The 16,665-nt window shown below is 64.2% G+C and carries 15 protein-coding genes and 1 pseudogene; 9 read left to right on the forward strand and 7 right to left on the reverse strand.

Annotated elements, in window-relative coordinates; translation table 11 throughout:
- A pseudogene (locus tag DM816_RS44775) lies at positions 1-520 on the reverse strand (transposase); the annotation flags it as partial.
- A 486-nt stretch (positions 521-1,006) separates the two neighbouring features.
- Here DM816_RS44775 and DM816_RS30960 point away from each other — a divergent pair.
- Positions 1,007-1,501, forward strand: coding sequence for an HAD domain-containing protein (locus tag DM816_RS30960; RefSeq protein ID WP_425455293.1), 495 nt, complete (start codon positions 1,007-1,009; stop codon positions 1,499-1,501).
- A 440-nt stretch (positions 1,502-1,941) separates the two neighbouring features.
- On the opposite strand, the gene DM816_RS30965 is transcribed toward DM816_RS30960, so the two are convergent.
- A complete protein-coding gene (locus DM816_RS30965) occupies positions 1,942-3,372 on the reverse strand; it encodes a recombinase family protein (RefSeq protein ID WP_246002455.1) in 1,431 nt (476 codons plus the stop codon).
- Positions 3,373-3,460: 88 nt separating this feature from the next.
- Entirely contained in the window at positions 3,461-4,054 is a 594-nt protein-coding gene (locus DM816_RS30970) for a hypothetical protein (protein ID WP_117213919.1), read from the reverse strand.
- A 113-nt stretch (positions 4,055-4,167) separates the two neighbouring features.
- Here DM816_RS30970 and DM816_RS30975 point away from each other — a divergent pair, with 113 nt between their 5' ends.
- Positions 4,168-4,674 carry an SMI1/KNR4 family protein gene (locus tag DM816_RS30975; RefSeq protein WP_117213926.1) on the forward strand — a complete coding sequence of 169 codons (507 nt, stop codon included), beginning with the start codon at positions 4,168-4,170 and terminating at the stop codon, positions 4,672-4,674.
- Positions 4,675-4,774: 100 nt separating this feature from the next.
- Here the strand turns inward: DM816_RS30975 and DM816_RS30980 are convergent, their stop codons facing one another.
- The 3 genes from DM816_RS30980 to DM816_RS30990 all read right to left on the reverse strand — a co-directional run bounded on the left by DM816_RS30980 (position 4,775) and on the right by DM816_RS30990 (position 7,575).
- Entirely contained in the window at positions 4,775-6,514 is a 1,740-nt protein-coding gene (locus DM816_RS30980; RefSeq protein WP_117213920.1) for a hypothetical protein, read from the reverse strand.
- A 162-nt stretch (positions 6,515-6,676) separates the two neighbouring features.
- Entirely contained in the window at positions 6,677-6,979 is a 303-nt protein-coding gene (locus DM816_RS30985; RefSeq protein ID WP_211588938.1) for a hypothetical protein, read from the reverse strand.
- On the reverse strand, positions 6,976-7,575 hold the full coding sequence (locus DM816_RS30990; protein WP_162908019.1) for a hypothetical protein: 600 nt from the start codon (positions 7,573-7,575) through the stop codon (positions 6,976-6,978). Before DM816_RS30990 ends, DM816_RS30985 begins: the two co-directional genes overlap by 4 nt.
- 264 nt (positions 7,576-7,839) lie before the next feature.
- On the opposite strand from DM816_RS30990, the gene DM816_RS30995 reads away from it, so the two are divergent.
- The 6 genes from DM816_RS30995 to DM816_RS31020 all read left to right on the forward strand — a co-directional run bounded on the left by DM816_RS30995 (position 7,840) and on the right by DM816_RS31020 (position 12,014).
- Positions 7,840-8,415 (forward strand): hypothetical protein, encoded by a 576-nt coding sequence (locus tag DM816_RS30995; protein WP_117213928.1) that lies wholly within the window; start codon positions 7,840-7,842, stop codon positions 8,413-8,415.
- Positions 8,416-8,488: 73 nt separating this feature from the next.
- Complete coding sequence (locus DM816_RS31000) at positions 8,489-8,932, forward strand: hypothetical protein (RefSeq protein ID WP_162908020.1); 444 nt, start codon at positions 8,489-8,491, stop codon at positions 8,930-8,932.
- A complete protein-coding gene (locus DM816_RS31005; RefSeq protein ID WP_211588939.1) occupies positions 8,929-9,384 on the forward strand; it encodes a hypothetical protein in 456 nt (151 codons plus the stop codon). Before DM816_RS31000 ends, DM816_RS31005 begins: the two co-directional genes overlap by 4 nt.
- A 181-nt stretch (positions 9,385-9,565) precedes the next feature.
- Positions 9,566-10,159, forward strand: coding sequence for an HD domain-containing protein (locus DM816_RS31010; protein WP_246002457.1), 594 nt, complete (start codon positions 9,566-9,568; stop codon positions 10,157-10,159).
- A gap of 68 nt (positions 10,160-10,227) precedes the next feature.
- Positions 10,228-11,520, forward strand: a complete 1,293-nt coding sequence (locus DM816_RS31015; protein ID WP_117213923.1) for a hypothetical protein — start codon at positions 10,228-10,230, stop codon at positions 11,518-11,520.
- Positions 11,520-12,014: an HAD domain-containing protein gene (locus DM816_RS31020; RefSeq protein WP_211588940.1), complete on the forward strand. Its 495-nt coding sequence runs from the start codon at positions 11,520-11,522 to the stop codon at positions 12,012-12,014. The genes DM816_RS31015 and DM816_RS31020 overlap by 1 nt, the downstream gene beginning before the upstream one ends.
- A 660-nt stretch (positions 12,015-12,674) precedes the next feature.
- Here the strand turns inward: DM816_RS31020 and DM816_RS31025 are convergent.
- A complete protein-coding gene (locus DM816_RS31025) occupies positions 12,675-12,881 on the reverse strand; it encodes a hypothetical protein (RefSeq protein ID WP_117213924.1) in 207 nt (68 codons plus the stop codon).
- A gap of 396 nt (positions 12,882-13,277) precedes the next feature.
- On the opposite strand from DM816_RS31025, the gene DM816_RS31030 reads away from it, so the two are divergent.
- Entirely contained in the window at positions 13,278-16,490 is a 3,213-nt protein-coding gene (locus DM816_RS31030; RefSeq protein WP_162908021.1) for an NACHT domain-containing protein, read from the forward strand.
- The last annotated feature ends 175 nt before the right edge of the window (positions 16,491-16,665 follow it).

Consider the following 16,665-nt stretch of genomic DNA (forward strand, 5'->3'; position numbering starts at 1 on the left):
GCGTTGCGCACCAAGCCTTCCCGGACGGCGATCGCGTGGGCTTTACGCCAGCCCCACCGCGGATGCCGCTGAGAGATCTCCCGTAGCCTGGCGCGTAGCACCTGCTCGGCGTCAGGCGCTGGGCGTGGTGGGCGTCGCTGCGCCGAGCGGTGCTGCCCGACCACTCGACAGGCGCGGCGTTCGGATACCCGGAACCGTTGCTGCAAAACGACAACCGCTCTGCGACGCCGGTCCGGGCTCACCAATTTCCCTTCCCCAACTCCTTAAGCATGTCGATGTCGAGCAGCTGATCAGCGACAATCTTCTTGAGCCGGGCGTTCTCGCGCTCCAACTCCTTGAGCCGCTTGGCATCATCGGCCTTCATTCCGCCGTACTGCGCCACCCACCGATGCCACGTCGGCTCGGAGATCTCCAACTGCTTGCACACCTCAGCCAGACCCATGCCCTGACCGATCAGCTTCTCGCCCTCCCGCAGCTTACGGATGACCTGCTCAGGCGTGTGCCGACGTCGTGTTCCCATTCGTGATCAGTCCTCCCCGCCCCATTCTGGAGCATCGGACTCTCACAAACCATGGACCTGATCATGGGGATCCAGTCAGTACGGTTCTTCCGAGTCGTACCCGACGACGGCGCGACTCGAAGGAGTCGCGCCGCTGTCGGGTGCCGCTGAATCAGCCTGCTTCCGTATCCCTAGATAACGGGATCGCTCGTTAGCGTGGGACCCGATTGCGTTTTCGTTCGTGTTGCTTGGACCCGTAAGTCCCTACGAACGCCGTTCACCCAGTGCGCGGCGTTTGCGTGTGTAAGGCTGTCGCCATTGGCGTTCGGCGCGCTGTGTTAGGCGGCGTTGTTCTCCGCGGTGGCTGCCCGATGTGGGTCGGCGGCTTGCTGGAGCTTGGCAGGTTGAAGGTAACCCGGACTCGGTTGCTCCTACCGTTGTTGTCGATGTGCAGCGAGCTGGCCACTGGAAACCGTCGCTGGTAACGCCACAATTGCCTCGCCGAACATGGAAATGGAGATCGTGGTGACCGAGCGTCCGCTGCTGTTCCTGGACGTGGACGGGACGCTCCTGCCGTTCGTTGCGGCCGCGCGGCAGGTGGACGATGAAGCCAACCCGTTGCTGGCCGGGCTGGACCTCGAACATGGCCGCCTCCTTGCCGCGTTGCCGTGCGAGCTGGTTTGGGCCACGACCTGGATGGCCGAAGCGAACGGGGTCCTCGCCCCGCGGCTCGGACTACCTCAGCTGCATGTCGTCGACTGGCCAGACGAAGATGACGATGACGGTCGGCTGCACTGGAAGACACGGCACCTCGTCGAGTGGGCCGCGGGACGTCGGTTCGTCTGGGTTGACGACGAGATCACGGACATCGACCGGACCTGGGTGGCGGCACACCACAGTGCTCCCGCGCTCCTGCACCGCGTGGACCCACGTCGTGGCCTCACTAAAACGGACTACAATGCCATCGCGGAATGGCTGCTAAAGGACGGTTCTACGGCGTAACCCCTATAGAGTGACCAAATGGACATCGCCTGCGGCTCGACGTAGGCTATGCGCAGAGACGAAGAGAGGGGAAGGCAGAAACCAGAAGTCCATAGAGGCTAAGAAGGCGGCGTTCCACAAACTGCCTCCACCGCATAGGTGTCGAGAGTGGAACACCGCCAACGATCAGCCGCTAGACCAACGGGATCGACGCCGACAACGTAGGACCCGGTTGGGTTTTGGTTTGTGTTGCTCGGACACGCAAAGTCCCGCGAGGCATCAGCGTTCGGCGATGCCTCGCTTCTGTTTCTGCTGCTGGCTGCGCTGCCGTGGGATCCTGGCCTCCTGATTCTGAGTGTTGGCCGGAGGGCTGACGATGATCAGCTTCTCGTGATCGGCCTCGAGCGAGACGCTAGTCGCGCGGCATTCGATCACGATGTTCTGGGTGTGCAGGAACGTGATCAGGTCGGCCGCGACTCGGCGGTCCTGCAGCTTCGCGACCTCTTGACGGATCCCGGCGTCCGGGCTCGTGATGCTCCCCATCTGGGCAAAGATTCGGCCGAGGATGACGTCCTCGCGCAGGTAGAGGTTCCGGCCTGGCGCATCGCGGCGGTGTGAGCGCTGGTGTGACCGTGGCGGCAGCGGTAGGCCGGGTTGCCGTGGCTCAGGTGCGATTGCATGCTGCGCCCGCAGATCCCGCACCGCAGCAGCCCGACCAGCAGGTAGGTCCGGTTGCGGCCATCCGCTGGCCGGTTCTGCGCGCTGACGATCTGTGCGGCGACGAAGTCGGCCTCCGTCACGATGCACTCGTGGGCCGGCTTGTCCGAGATCACCCACCCATCCGAGGGAGTCAGTTTCCGTACTCCCGCGATGCCGGGGACGATGTCGTCGGTGGACTGGCGGTTGGTCTGTTGCCGGTTCCACACCTGGCGGCCGGTGTAGCGCGGGTTGGCCAGGATCTGGGCGACAGTGCGCAGGTGCCACGCGGTTCCCGGTCGGTGGCGGTTGCGCTCGCGGTCGACCGCCGACGGGCACGGCACGCCCATCTCGTTGAGCATTCTGGCGATCCCGGCGATGCTGCGGCCGTCGAGCCGCCGGGCGAAGATCCACTTCACCCATGGCGCGGTGGCCGGGTCGGGCTCCAGGCGGTGCAGCCGCCGACCATACGCCGCATCCGCTCGGTTGGGGTGTGGTCCGGCGTCGGCAACGCGATATCCGTACGGTGGCCGGCCGCCGAGGTGGCGGCCCTGCTCGCGGGCCTGTGCCTGCATTGCCGCGGTGGTGCGGAACCGGGCTCGTTGCACCTCTTGCCTGGACTGGGCGCCCAGCATGAGAAGCAGCGCCTGATGCGTCGGGCTGGCCAGGTCGACCGGCCCGTCGACCTCCGGCAGCCACAGCTGCACGCCGTGTTCGCGCAGCAGCGGCGCGAGACGGAAGGCTTGAGTGCCGTAGAACGCCCGCGCGTACTCGCCGACGACGATCGCGTCGAAGCCGCGATCCGGGTCGGTGATCGCAGCGAGGAGCCGGGCGGCTTCCGGCCGGTCGCTCCAGGCGATCTCGCGGGAGTAGCCGATGTCGAAGAACTCGGCCGTGATCCGGCCCCGTCCTGCGACACACTCGGCGGCGGAGTCGAACTGCCAGCGTCGCGACGTCACCGGATCCTGATAATCCTCCGTGGATACGCGGCCGTAGAACGCGAACCGCAATCCGACCTCGAACACGCGGCCGTAGAGGCGGACCCGCTGCGTCTTCGTGGCCGCCCATGAGCCGAGCACGTCGACGTCAGAGTGGTCGAGCACCGTGTTCATCGCCGTCACCTCCACCTTGGTCGCTGCCTCATGGACGAAGACAGCGAGGTCGGCCGCGCATGACGTGGATGGCTCGGATGTCACCTGAGCGGGCTGCCAGTCCTGCTGTGGATGGAAGGCATCACGCGGCCGGTGACCGCTCTGGCGGTTCGTGGTCCGAGGCCGCCGCTGGCTACAGGGCTATCGGCGTGCAGGACCAGGCGTGATCGATGATCTCCTCGGCGGTCCGGGAGCGGCCGGAGGGCCAGTAGATCATGTCGGTGATATGCAGGCATCCTGTTCGGCGCGCAAGGCCGTCCAGCAGCCAGGAGGCCGTTCGTTCGTCGCCGCCACCGGAGGCCACCAGCGTGCGCACCACCTCGATTGCGGCCTGTTTGGTGAGCGGGTCAGGCAGCCGCCCCGACGTCACATAGTCGAGATAGTCCTCGGCAGCGACGCCGAAGTTCGCCCACCGTTCCCGGGCGGCGTCAGTGAGCTGTTCGGCGAGGTGGATGGCTTCGGCAGCGTCGTCGACCTCGGCGAGGACGTCGCCATCGTTCTCGGCATCCGGATCCAGCGGCGGAAACTCCAGCAGGTCCCGGAGGTGTTCACCGCCGACGTCCCAGCTGAGGTAGAGCACGATCGCATAGTGGCCGTTGCGGCGAGGCTCGATGGCAACCCAGCGGATGCCTCGACGGTCGCCGTGGAAAGCCGGGCCGAGGAACTGCTCGATCGACGCCGACCGGCGCAGGGCGCCGACCGCGAAGGACTCGCTGAGGTATCGCATCTGGGGAGGCTAACGCGGCTGCGGGCGGGGGTGGTCGCGAACCGGCTTTGGCGGTGCCGCCCGAGGCGGTGATGGTCTGCCGCACCGGATGTGGAGCACCGTACGATGCCGTGGTGGCGCGATTCCAGCACGTGAAGGAGACGTTCTGGAGCGACTCCACCGTCGGTGTTCAGCCGTCACTGACCGACCAGATGGTCGTTGACGCGGAGGGCATTCTCGGAGTACGTCTGCCGTCCGCGCTGCTTGAGCTGCTGCGGATGCAGAACGGCGGGTGCGTGGCGGATGCATGGAACTCATTCCCGACCACGCAGCAGACGTCATGGAGTGACAGCCATGTGCCGTTCGACACCCTGGTGGGGATCGGCACGGCTGAGGGCACCCTTTCGCTGCTCGACACGCCGTACCTCGTGCAAGAGTGGGGCCTGCCGTCACCGCTGGTGCTGCTGACCGGTGACGGGCATTGGTGGATCGCACTGGACTACCGCGGATGCGGGCCGGACGGCGAGCCGTCGGTCACCTGGTTCGACACCGAACTCGACCAGGAACAGCACCTGGCGGCCGACTTCCGAACGTTCGTCGAGGGCCTGACCCGCGAACCGGACGAGGGCGCGGCACAATGAGACATCGGGTTGATCTCGCTAAACCTCGACGGCTATGGTGCGGTCGAGGGCGCGCCTTGCGCGTGGCCGCGTCCGCCTTACTGGATTATGTGGTCTCGGGTTAAGGTTCTCCTGCGAGCGCGAAGACGCCGCTGAGCTTGGCAACAAGCCGCTGTACCTCCAGGATGAGGTCGAGGACGGGCGTTGCCCGGGTGCCGACCGCAAGTTCGAGTTCGCATTTCGCGCGCAGCACCGGCCACAGAATCTGCGCCAGCCCAGTCTTGTCGTCACCGAGGCGGATTTTCCCCATCGCGACCTTGATGTCCTGGTGCGCTTCACGGGCCGCCTGAAGCTCGGCGCGCACGCGCAGTTCCCAATCCGGTTCTTCCACCGCACGGTTGTGACGCTGGTGGGCCAGTAGCGTCAGTGCTGGCACGAGTTCGTCGTCGGTGAAGTTGGCGAGCTCGTAGCTGTGATCACCCCAGACGCGCACCTGCACAAGCGCATTCAGTTCCTCCTGGCTGATGGTGGCGTCCTGGTACTCCACCTCCTCGCGGATCGCGACTTGCAGCTTGCGGCGGACCTCGTCGCGGCTCTCCTGGGTGGTGAACTCATGCTCAGGGTCCATGGCGATCACTAGGGAGGTGAGTGATGCGTCAAGAAACCAGCCCTGCTTGACGCCGAGCGGGCGGCCAACTCTGGGTGTGACGCCGTAGCGGGCGATCAGGTGTGCGTTGATCTTCTTAGAGCCCTTGGTCCGCTGCACTCGTACGTCCTGCGGCTTGCCCAAACCAAACTCGGCCAGCAGTTTTGGCACATGTTCCAGCTCGGTCTCGCCCTCTACCAGCAGGATCACTTTCGGATGAGGCGACAATCCCAGCTCGGCAAGAGCTCGGTCCAGGGTTTGCGCCTCGGCGTACCGAGGCGTCAGCCGGTCGTGCTGCGCGCTGTGCCAGTTCGAGCCGGTCAGATCCGGCAGCGGTTCAAGCACGCCTGTGGCGACCAGATCCTCGTGCGCCCGGAGCAAAATCTCCGCAGCGATGCGCTGCCAGATCGCGTGCAACGGTTCACCGCCTAGCTGCGACCAGCCGCGGTAGCCCGCGTGACGGATCAACGGCAACCATTTGGCCAAGGGCTCGTTGTGCGCGTGAAGCAGTAGCGTGTCGGCTTCACCGGCCAGGAGTGTGGCGTCGAACCCTGCCGCCTGCACCAACTGCTGGACGTCGATGGACGCGCGGTAGCGGTGTAGCTCCTCCCGCTCGTCCAGGTCGGGAAGGTTCATCTGGCCGAGAATCCCCGGCAGATAACGCGTTGCGAGGGCAGCTAGTACGCAAGTCAGCTGGCGACGCCGTTGCTGTCGTTCCGGATGCGGCGCCTTTGCCCACCCCGCTTTGATGAACTCATATTCGTTGAGCTCATGTGCCAGGTCGAGCAGCTGCCACGGCGAGTAGATGTAACCGTTCCACCAGAAGTGGCCCTCTTCAAGGTCGAGATCAGCCGGCCGCTTGAAAGGCCACCGATCGTCGTAGCCATCCTCCGCCGGTATTCGCAGGCGGCCCTCGCGGGCGGCGGCGAAGGTGCGGCCCCTCGGGTTGGTCGCTGCGGCATAGAGCCCTGCGCCATCTATCCGCCGTGCCTCATCAATCTCGTCTACAACCAGGTACAGCGGATTCAGCAGACCCACTTCGTGTAGTTGCGCCAGCTGCTCCAGCGACACGGTGATGCCGCGTTCCTTGGCCTGCTTGATGAAATCCTCGGTGCTCAGCAGCCCGTCTTGGGAGAACACGTAAGGCAACCTCAGCAGCGACCACTCATCACCGGCGGGCAACCGCGCGGGACCATTGACGATATCGACGACCACGAAGCAAAGACCGTACCACTGTCGATATAGGTCCGCACCTGCTTAATCTCATCCGCACCCACAGTCCCGGAGCCGCCTGCTCCGGGACGGGTCGGTGGCGCTCCGAGCGCTTTCTTCTGCCGCGTGTCGGCGTCGACTTCAGCTCGGGCCTCATCTTGGCGTTCAGTCAAGTGGGGCTCGGTAGAGCACCTCGACATACATGATCTTTTCGTGGACGACGTCCAAGACCAGGTAGCCCGGCCAGGGCGCGTCGAGGGGGATGCATCGATGGCCTTGTCCGTACGCGCCATCTGGTGGTGGCGCGGTGCGGAAGCTCTGGCAGAAGTTGTCCTGGCAGGAGCACATGTCGACGACGCTCAAATCTTCCAGAGTCGCCGCCAGTGCCAGCTCGCCGGCCGCGTGGAGTGCGCTCTCGATCTGGGCGGCCAGGACAGGCCAGCGTGCACGTACCCGCTCAGCGGTCATGACGAAACCGTGCTGACCGGCCGGGGTGCGGCGACGTCGAGCGGCAGGACGTCGTTGACTACCATCTCCGACATCTTCAGCAGCCGACGGAAGTATTGGAAGGCACCGTCGTAGCCGCTGGGGTAGCCGAGGAGGCGGAGCGCCTCGTGCAAGCCGGTCAGGCAGCGTAGAAGCGCGTGGGCTGACGGCGGATCCAGCTGGCCGTTGCGCAGGTACGTCGAAATGTGGCCAGCCACGGTGGCATCCAGCAGGACGAGGTCGCCCTTTTGCGCTGGTGGTACGGGCGGGAAGGGGGCGGTGCGGTGTTCGGTCCAGGCGTTCTCGACGGTGTGAAGCGTCACCGCATGTCCGTCTGGTCCCGGCCAGCGCCACCGGTACAGGTATCGCCGCTCCTCTTGGGTGGGCGTTCGTCGGTGCTCATTCTTTTCCGCACGGCGCCGGCTGGCGAAAGCGCTCATCTCGGCGAGCCACACGTCGCGGCTGAGTTCCACCCGGTCCAGTGCCGCCATCAACGCCGCATCGTCGCGCCTGAGGTCGCCTGTGATGCTCAGCCAGGACCAGGTCGCGGTGAACCCGACAGGGCAGTACATGCTCACCGCGCACCTGAGCGCGGTGTACCGCTCGCCGTAGGGACGGGCCGTGTCGCGGACACGGCGGGCGTAGGTTCCGAAGCTCACGGGGCCGATTATCGGGGTGGCAGGACGCCCAGATCACACGTTTTCGCCGTCGATGCGAACAATCGCGAGCCGCCGCACGCGAAACCGGATCGAGCCATGACGAGGAGCGAGGTAGAGTCCCGCCTCGTGACAGCGACGGTTGACCAGGTCGAAGACAACAGCGAGCGGCTCGGTCGTGAGGCCATGCGTCGTCTGCGACTGCGGTCCGTGTGCGCGATCGACCCAGGTCTGACCGATGCGGAGTTCGACGAGATCGAACAGGAGTTCGGGTTCCGGTTCGCCGACGACCACAGATCCTTCCTGGCCGCCGGGCTTCCGGTGAACACCCGGCCCGAGCCGCGAGAGCCCGGAGTCTTCTACGCGCATGCTGAGCCTTGGCCGGACTGGCGTCGCGCCGACCGCGACCAGCTGCGCGCGGCGCTGAACTGGCCCATCGAGGGTGTCCTGTTCGATGTCGAGCACAACAGGTTCTGGTATGAAAGCTGGGGCTCCCGCCCTCAGGACATGGTCGAGGCCGTGGTGACCGCGACGCGAATGCTCGTGCAGGTGTCGCCGATGGTGCCGGTCTACGGGCACCGCTACCTGCCCGCAGGGCGGGGCCTGTCCGGTCACCCTGCGCTGTCGATGTGGCAGACCGACATCATCTACTACGGCTTGAACCTGGCCGATTACATCGATCGTGAGTTCGGCCGCCGGGGTCTCGGCGAGGGGTCGTGGCAGCCGCAGGCGACTGTCGAATTCTGGCGAGACCTGGTCTGAGCCGCATGCCTGTATACCGAAGTCACCTCCACGAGGATCAGCCGTCCGATCCCCGCCCGGCATCCTTCACACCATGACTGTGTTTTTCTGCGGCACCTGCGGAGCGGTGGTAACCGGCGACGTGAGCGAGATTCCGTTCCCGGATGAGCCCGCCGTCCACGACGACCGCACCCCGGCACCATCCCGGATGACGCCGGGTGCCTTCGCCCCTGACCCCGACCGATTCGGGCCGCCTTTCGAGCCGACCGCCACCAATCCGAAGCTACTGGTGTCGGCCGGCCCTGCCTTGACGATCCTCGTCCACCCCGACGATGTGCGCGGGCTGCGCCTGCATCCTGACCGGCGGCGGTTGAACGGCTGCTGCCGTCCGGATGGATGTGGCGGCCCTAATCTGGTCTGTGCGGGCTGCGAGGCCGAGGTCGCCACGGAGCAATCCGACTGCTGGGTCAGCTGGCATGACATCCGCCTCGATCCGACTGCGGTCACCGAGCACCTCCCGAACTCGGAACAGCTGTGAGCACGGGCCAGCGCGTTATCGCGTTCACTGTCCGATGGCTTGCCGACCGGCGCGTGCACGACATCGTGCCCACCATCGACGACCAGCCGTTACTCGACCTGATCGACCAGTTCGAGCTCGACGCTGGCATGCATCCCGCAGGCGGTGCCTACGGCGGTCTGATCCCCGCCTTCTACCGGTACGGCCCGCTCGACGAACACTTCCTGGGCAAGGAGAACCCGGGACTTGGGCCGAAAACAGCGGTGCTCGCCTGCGAATGCGGCGAAGTTGGCTGCTGGCCGCTCATGACCCGGATCACGCCGACCGGGAACCTTGTGGTATGGAACGACTTCGCACAGCCCCATCGCCCGACCCGCGACTACACGACGTTCGGACCGTTCCTGTTCGACCGCGACCAGTACGACTCGGCGCTCGCGGCGCTCGCCGAGGACATCGCCACTACCGAGGAGTAGGTCGATCACTCGAGGTAGGCGCCGGCAGCATCGAGGCAATGACCATGCGGTCCTCCGCCGTTCCTCGACCTCAATGAAACGTCCTGCCTTTCCGCGCCAGACTTCGGCATGGTTGCCGATGACCTGCGAGCACATCTTGTTCGAGGTGGGAACCACGGAGATGTGCGGCTACCCTGGCCCGGTGAATCGCGCCCTGCTCGATCGAGCGCTCACCGGCGCCGCTCAGGTTCGGCCGTTGCCCGACGATGTCGCCGCCCTGCTACGCGAGGTGTCCGCACCGCCGAGGCTGGCGGCGCACCTACGTGCGGTGCATGACGTGGCGTGGCAGCTCGTTGCGGCGATCGCCAACCTATGTCCAGCGCTGAGGTTCGACAGGGAGGAGGTGCTGTTCGGCGCGGCGACACATGACATCGGCAAGACGATCCATCCCAACGAGCTGTCCCAGCCCGGCACCCGTCACGAGCAGGCAGGTTACGCGCTGCTCGTCGAGTCGGGCGTCGAACACCGGCTGGCTCGCTTCGCCGCCAACCACGGAACCTGGACCGCACCCGGCATCAGCACCGAGGACCTCCTCGTCAGCCTCGCCGACAAGATATGGAAGGCCAAGCGGATCCCGGACCTCGAAGATCGCCTCATCCAGCGAATCTGCGACATGACTGGGGAGAAGCACTGGGAGGTCTTCATGAACCTCGATGACCTCCTCGATCGGCTTGCGCAAGGCGCCGACGCGCGACTGGAATTCCAGAACCAGTACCCGGTCGCCGCCAACGGCTGACGGGTGTTTGAGCCACCCGTCAGCGAACCGGGGCGCGGGCTCGGGGTGGCTGGTGGCAGGATGCGGCGGTGGATCTTCTTCCGTGCGGGCATGCCGCGTATGCCGGGTCGAGCCGCATGTGCACCCATCTGATCGGTACTGAGGACGACGAGCACGTCCGCCTGCTCACCGGGCACGGGTTGGACAGCGACCTGTGCTGCCGGGCATGCGATCAAGCCGCCCAGAATGGCGAGCGGATCGACCTGGTGGTCGCCTGCGAGGGATGCGTCGCCCGAGTCACGGACGCGGACTGGAGCATCGTCGGCTGGCGGGGCACGCCAGGGATCGTCGAACGGCCCGAGCCGCTCGACGCCACGATCGTCGAAACGTCGCTGCCCGTGCCGGTCATCGACATTGCCCCGATCGCCGTAGACCATGACTCCGTATGGCTGCTGCTGGCCGAGGACGGACGGATCGGGCGCTTCCACGCTGAACTTGGAACGTGGGCGGTCCTGGCTCGCAGCACCGTGCCGGACGAGCCTGACCGCGAGCCGTGGATGGGTCACCGGTTGCGGCGGCGACTGCACGCCAGCGCCGACGGGCGGTACGCCGCCGTGGTCAACGACTTCGGTCATTACGGCCAGGTGCTCGACCTTGTCACCGGGAGCGTGACCCTGACCCTCGACGGCGGCGGCTACCACGCCGACACCGTGCCGTTCTCGGTCGCGTTCGTCGAGCACGGCGGACAGACGATGGTGATCCATCGGACCGAGTGGAATCGGCTCGACGTTTCCGACGCCGCCACCGGGCGAATGACAACGCCGAGGCAGCCGACGGCGTACGGCAAGGGTGAGCCTCGGCCCGAGCACTACCTGGACTACTTCCACGGCAGGCTCTACGTATCACCGGGTGGACGCAGGATCGCCGACGACGGATGGGTATGGAGCCCGGTGGGAATACCGACAGTCTGGGACCTGTCCGCCTGGCTGGACGACAACGTGTGGGAATCCGAAGACGGTCCCAGCCGACACCGGCTATGCCAACGCGCCTACCACTGGAACCAGCCCATGTGCTGGCTCGACGACGAACGGGTAGTCGTCAGCGGGATCGGCGGGGACGACGAAGCCATGCTCGCCGGAGTACGCATCTTCAACGCCACCACCGGTACCGAACTGACCTCGTTCGCTGGCCCGACCGGAGAGCTGTTCGCGGACGCAGCCCGCCTTTACACCGCCGCCTCGGCAGGGCTGGAGGTGTGGGATCCCGTAACCGGCCATCGTACGGGCACTATCCCAGACTTCGTCCCGACTCACCACCATGTCGGCGCGGGAGAACTCGCCACTGTCGACCGCGGCGTGCTGCGGCGTTGGCGGATGCGTTGATGATGACCGAACATGGGATCGGTACGCGCCCGCTGCTGTTCCTCGACGTGGACGGGACTCTCCTGCCGTTCGCTGGGGACGCCCGGCAGACGGACGATGAGGCGAACCCGTTGCTGGCCGGGCTCGACCCCGAACACGGTCGCCGCCTGGCCGCGCTGCCGTGCGACCTGGTCTGGGCCACGACCTGGATGGCCGAAGCGAACGAGGTGCTCGCTCCACGGCTCGGCCTGCCGCAGTTGCCCATCGTCGACTGGCCAGACGACGATGACGACACCGGTCGGCTGCACTGGAAGACACGTCACCTCGTCGAGTGGGCCGCAGGTCGCTCGTTCGTCTGGGTCGACGACGAGATCACCGAGGTCGACCGGATCTGGGTGGCGGCACACCACCGTGCTCCTGCGCTCCTGCACCGCGTGGACCCCCGCCATGGCCTCGCCGACGCGGACTATTCCGCCATTGCAGAATGGCTGCTGAAGGACGGTTCTACGGCGTAATTCCTATAGAGTGACCAAATGGACATCGCCTGCGGCTCGACGTAGGCTATGCGCAGAGAAGAAGAGAAGGGAAAGAGGAATCAGAACTCCATAGAGGCTGAGAAGGCGGCGCTCCACGAACTGCCTCCACCACATAGGTGTCGAGAGTGGAACACCGCCAACGATCAGCCGCTAGACCAACGGGATCGACGCCGACAGCGTCGGACCCGGTTGGGTTTTGGTTTGTGTTGCCCCGGACACACACCAAACTCCAACACCGAGGTCAAACGCGTTCGTCGAGTCTCGTTGGGGTTCGCCACGGTAGCGACTTGAACCCCAACGCTGATCCACTCGCTGCTTGTGTCTCCACGAGGTCGAACGACGAAGCGCTGGCGGCTCTGCGGATCTCGGGTGTCCGAGTCGGCATGGGCGCCACGCGCCACGCTGTCGAGCCGCCGGAGGCTAGGCCGGTGGGCCAACACCGAGAATGCGGTTGCAGGTACGGTGATCGGCCGCAGGGAGTGGGCAGGGCCAACAGGAGGTCGTCACAGTGGGGCGCCAGGGGGAGGACCCGCTCGTCACCTACCGTACGATCATATTGCGTTGCGCCGACCGGCCGGGCCATCGGCTCCGTGATGCGCTCAGTCCAGGATCGCTGCAGCTCCGAGCGTAGGCCGCCGTCTATTCGCTGTCCGCAGCCGCCGCCATGGGTTTGAGTGGCAGGGGAAGCGGGTGGTCCTTGCGGGTTATCGAGGTGATCGCTTGGCCGGTCTCTTGGGCGGCAAGTTCGAGGCGGGCACCGTCCGGGATAATGATCCATAGGTGCAGCCACGCGGTTGCGAGATCGAGCCGATAGGTGCGGTAGATTCGCTGGTCGACCGCGAGCAAACGATCGCCGGTCCAGGTTGGACGCTGCGGTGGCGTGAGGCTGACTGTGTCACGTCTGGCGACGGCTTCGCTGACTGCGCGAGGGAGGTCGGTCGTGGCTGGCGTTTCGCCGATCTGCGAGCGAACCGCGGCGGCGATCTGCTATGGACCACGGCATCCAGCCTTCGCCCAAGTACGCTGGCGGCGCCGGGTGATCAACTTGGCGGGCGCTGACCACCGCCTGCCGTCGGCCGTCCACATTCGCACGATTAGGTGTCCAAGGCCCGTCGTCGCCTGGTTTCAGTCCCTCGAACCCCACGGTGTGAGATGAACCCAGCTGCCGGCCGCCAAGGGTCAGCAGCAATTGACATCTCATGGCCGATGGTGATATTGCTGGCAGATCGCCATTATAGCTGGGTGACTATCGAGGTGATTGCCATCGCGTTGGGCGGTGCTGTCGTAAAGAGTGCGATGAGTATCTGGCTGGGTAGCAACAAAATCGCCGTTGACGTGGTAAGCGCGGCGGTCGACGTCACGACGGGGCGACTAACCAGCCTGCGGGAGCACCGACGTTTCGAACGCATGGTTGGTCAGAGCGCTGATGCAATTGCCAGCCGACTCGAACCGCTCATTACCAACGAGTTCCGTCACTTGCCGGACAATGAGCGGATTGCGGCGACACATGCGGTTACTAATACATTGAACACGGCGTCGCTCACCGATAAAGATCTATTTGCGGTCGATCTTGATACCGGACGGCTATATCGCCTTCTACAGCAGCTGGCGCCAGACGCTAAGCGACGCGCTGGATTGTCTGATGACAGCGCCAACTTGTACGACTTAGTGCTTCGCGAGTCGTGTGCCTACGTCATACAGTTCGGCACCGCTTTGCCTCAGGCCGGAATTGCGGGCCTAGCGGAGCTGCTACGAAGAGAGACCGAGCTCCACAAGCTTGTCGAGCAGGCTCTCAACAGATTGCCCGAACGGCGGGGTCTGGCAGACTTCGAACGCGACTATCGGCAGCTCGTCGCGAACCGCCTCGACCAAGTGGAGTTTTTCGGCGCCACGTTGTCCGAATCCAGTCGCAGATACCCGCTATCAGTTGCCTACTTAAGTCTTACGGCTTCCGCTGTCGCCAACCGTGATGATACAGACGATATCGATGACGATGATGATTATTGGTCGATAGAGAACAGGTGGGAGCGCGGTGACATAGAGATTTCGCCGCTCAACAGACCGATCCGTGTGCCTGAGCTGCTTAGCCGGCACCGACGTCTGTTTATTCGGGGAGAGGCCGGACTCGGCAAATCAGTGTTGCTGCAGTGGGTCGCCGTCCAGAGTGCGCGTTCGAGCTTCGAGATGGGGCTGGAGGATTGGAACGACACAGTCCCATTCTTTGTGGCTTTACGCCGGCATGCGGACGGTGAAATGCCACCTCCCGAACGGTTCATTGCCGAACTTGGCAGGCATATCGCCGCCGAAATGCCACATGGATGGGTCCACGATAAGCTGCGCTCCGGCAAAGGCGTGCTGCTTGTTGACGGACTTGACGAGCTTGGTGCCGATCGTCGGGAAGATGTCCGCAGCTGGTTGAGAGATCTGGTAACCAGCTTCCCACGTGCGCGGTACATCCTGACTTCCAGGCCAGCCGCCGCACCCGTTGACTGGCTTCGGCGAGACGGGTTTCATGTCCTAGATCTTGAACCAATGACACCAACGGACATACGAGAGTTTGTAGCCAGATGGCACGCTGCAATGCGTGAGCAAGCCCGTGATGCAGGAGAACAGACGCTGTTGGAGGACTACGAAAAGAATCTGTCACGTGAGCTGGAAGGCAAGCATCATTTACGGAGGCTCGCTCGCTTTCCTTTGCTTTGCGCGCTGCTATGTGCGCTGCATCGCGATCGGAGTGCGAACTTACCTGCGAGCCGGATGGAACTTTATGAAGTTGCAATGCACATGCTCTTAGAGCGACGCGACACTGAGCGTGGAATTGATCCCGTCCAAGGCCTAACCCGCACGGCAAAGACCCTGCTGTTGCAGGACATAGCGTACTGGTTAATCCGCAACGGCTGGACGGAGGCTCCTATTCCTCGCGCTGTCGAACGAATCGCAACGTTGCTTCCCAACTTACCATCGATATCTCTGAACGCCGACGCGGTCTACCAGCATGTGCTAGAACGAAGCGGACTCATTCGGGAGCCTATACATGGGCACACAGATTTTGTCCACCGCACATTTCAGGAGTATCTTGCTGGCAAGGCGGCCGTGGAGCAGGACGACATCGGCATCCTTCTGTCGAACGCGGCCAGCGCCGAATGGCGCGAGACCATCGTTATGGCTGCGGGCCATGCCAATCCGGCCCAGCGCAGCGAGCTGATCAGAGGTCTACTTGACCAGGGCGATCGCCTTAAGAAACAGCGTGAGGCCAGCCATCTCCTCGCAATCGCTTGTCTGGAAACCGCACCTGAGCTGGCACCCGAACTGCGACAACGAATCGAAGCGGCAGCGGCTCAGCTCCTGCCGCCTACGAGCGTCGCTGGGGCTCGGACACTCGCCGCTGGAGGCCCTTATGTCCTTGACCTGCTCGCCGGCGTGCCTGGCGAAACGGCGAAGGAAATTAACGCGATAATCCGCACGGTCTCCGAAATTGGTGACCCGGCAGGAATCACACTGCTTGAGCGCTATGTCAACACGCGGAAGACGAGCGTGCGTGCCGCGCTGCTAAACGCCTGGCCCGCATTTGATACCGAGGAATACGCCAGCCGAATAGTCACCAGGCTTCCTCCGGCCACCATACGGAACTTGTCGCTGGATCACCCTGAACAGGTAATCTCCGCAGCCAGGCTAGTACCGGGAGTGGAGTCTATCGACCTTGGAGAAAGCTACCTTTGGGCCCAGCCGGAGGTATTAGAGGCGCTCTCCATGGCCGACGGCATCAAAGTCGTAACATCTTCACTCGCCGGACCATCGGTGAGCTGCAGCCTGACATTGTCCGGTGTTGCCGCGATGGCCGTCGAATGGTCGACAATAGCGACCGAACCACTGCGAATCGGCGCGTTCCTGGACGCGCTTCTTGGAGATCTAACTTCGGCGAATCGAACCGGTCAAACAGTAGCGTTCCGGCGCTGGCCCAGTTCGGAGTGGGCAACGCCACCATTGCATCGCCCGAGGCACATCGATGCAAAGCCTCAGGTTGTCGGCGTATGTGTCCAAGATGTTCATTCACTCAGCGACTTAGTCACGGCCGGTATTTCACCCGAGTACTTCGCGGCGTTAAACTCTCCGGTGCTAACTTCGATCGATGGCATTCGCCCATGGGCATCGACGCTTCGGACCATCGCAATACTGGGGTGCCAGCAAGCGGATCTCGGCTGCCTCCCGGCGTTCACTCGATGCGAAGCACTCATGATCGATGTAACCGCCGACTTAGAACTGGTGGCACAGATGACAGCCCTTCAGCGCCTATTCCTCGTCGGCACCGGCGCGCCAGATCTTCGTCGCCTGGTCGATGCGCCCAAGCTGAGGGCAGTGCACATCGATGGCTGGAACGATGACTGGAGCCAGTACCCCAAGCTGCCCGTCGCGGCCTTCAAGGTCTTCCGTCTGAAACGAATGGGCGAAAGCTAGTACTACTGGCGGGAGGCATGAAAATAGACCTAAGAGCGTTATTCAATCGATGGTTATGAGATCCGGTAAATTTCCAGCTTGGTGATGGCGTCGAGGAAGACGCCGAATCGGTCGAGCAGGCCGCGGTAGCCGGTGGCCAGTAGCTTCCAGTTCTTGAGGTGGGCGATGACGCGTT

It is taken from the genome of Allorhizocola rhizosphaerae (genome assembly GCF_003426775.1).
Classification (GTDB): Bacteria; Actinomycetota; Actinomycetes; order Mycobacteriales; family Micromonosporaceae; genus Allorhizocola; species Allorhizocola rhizosphaerae.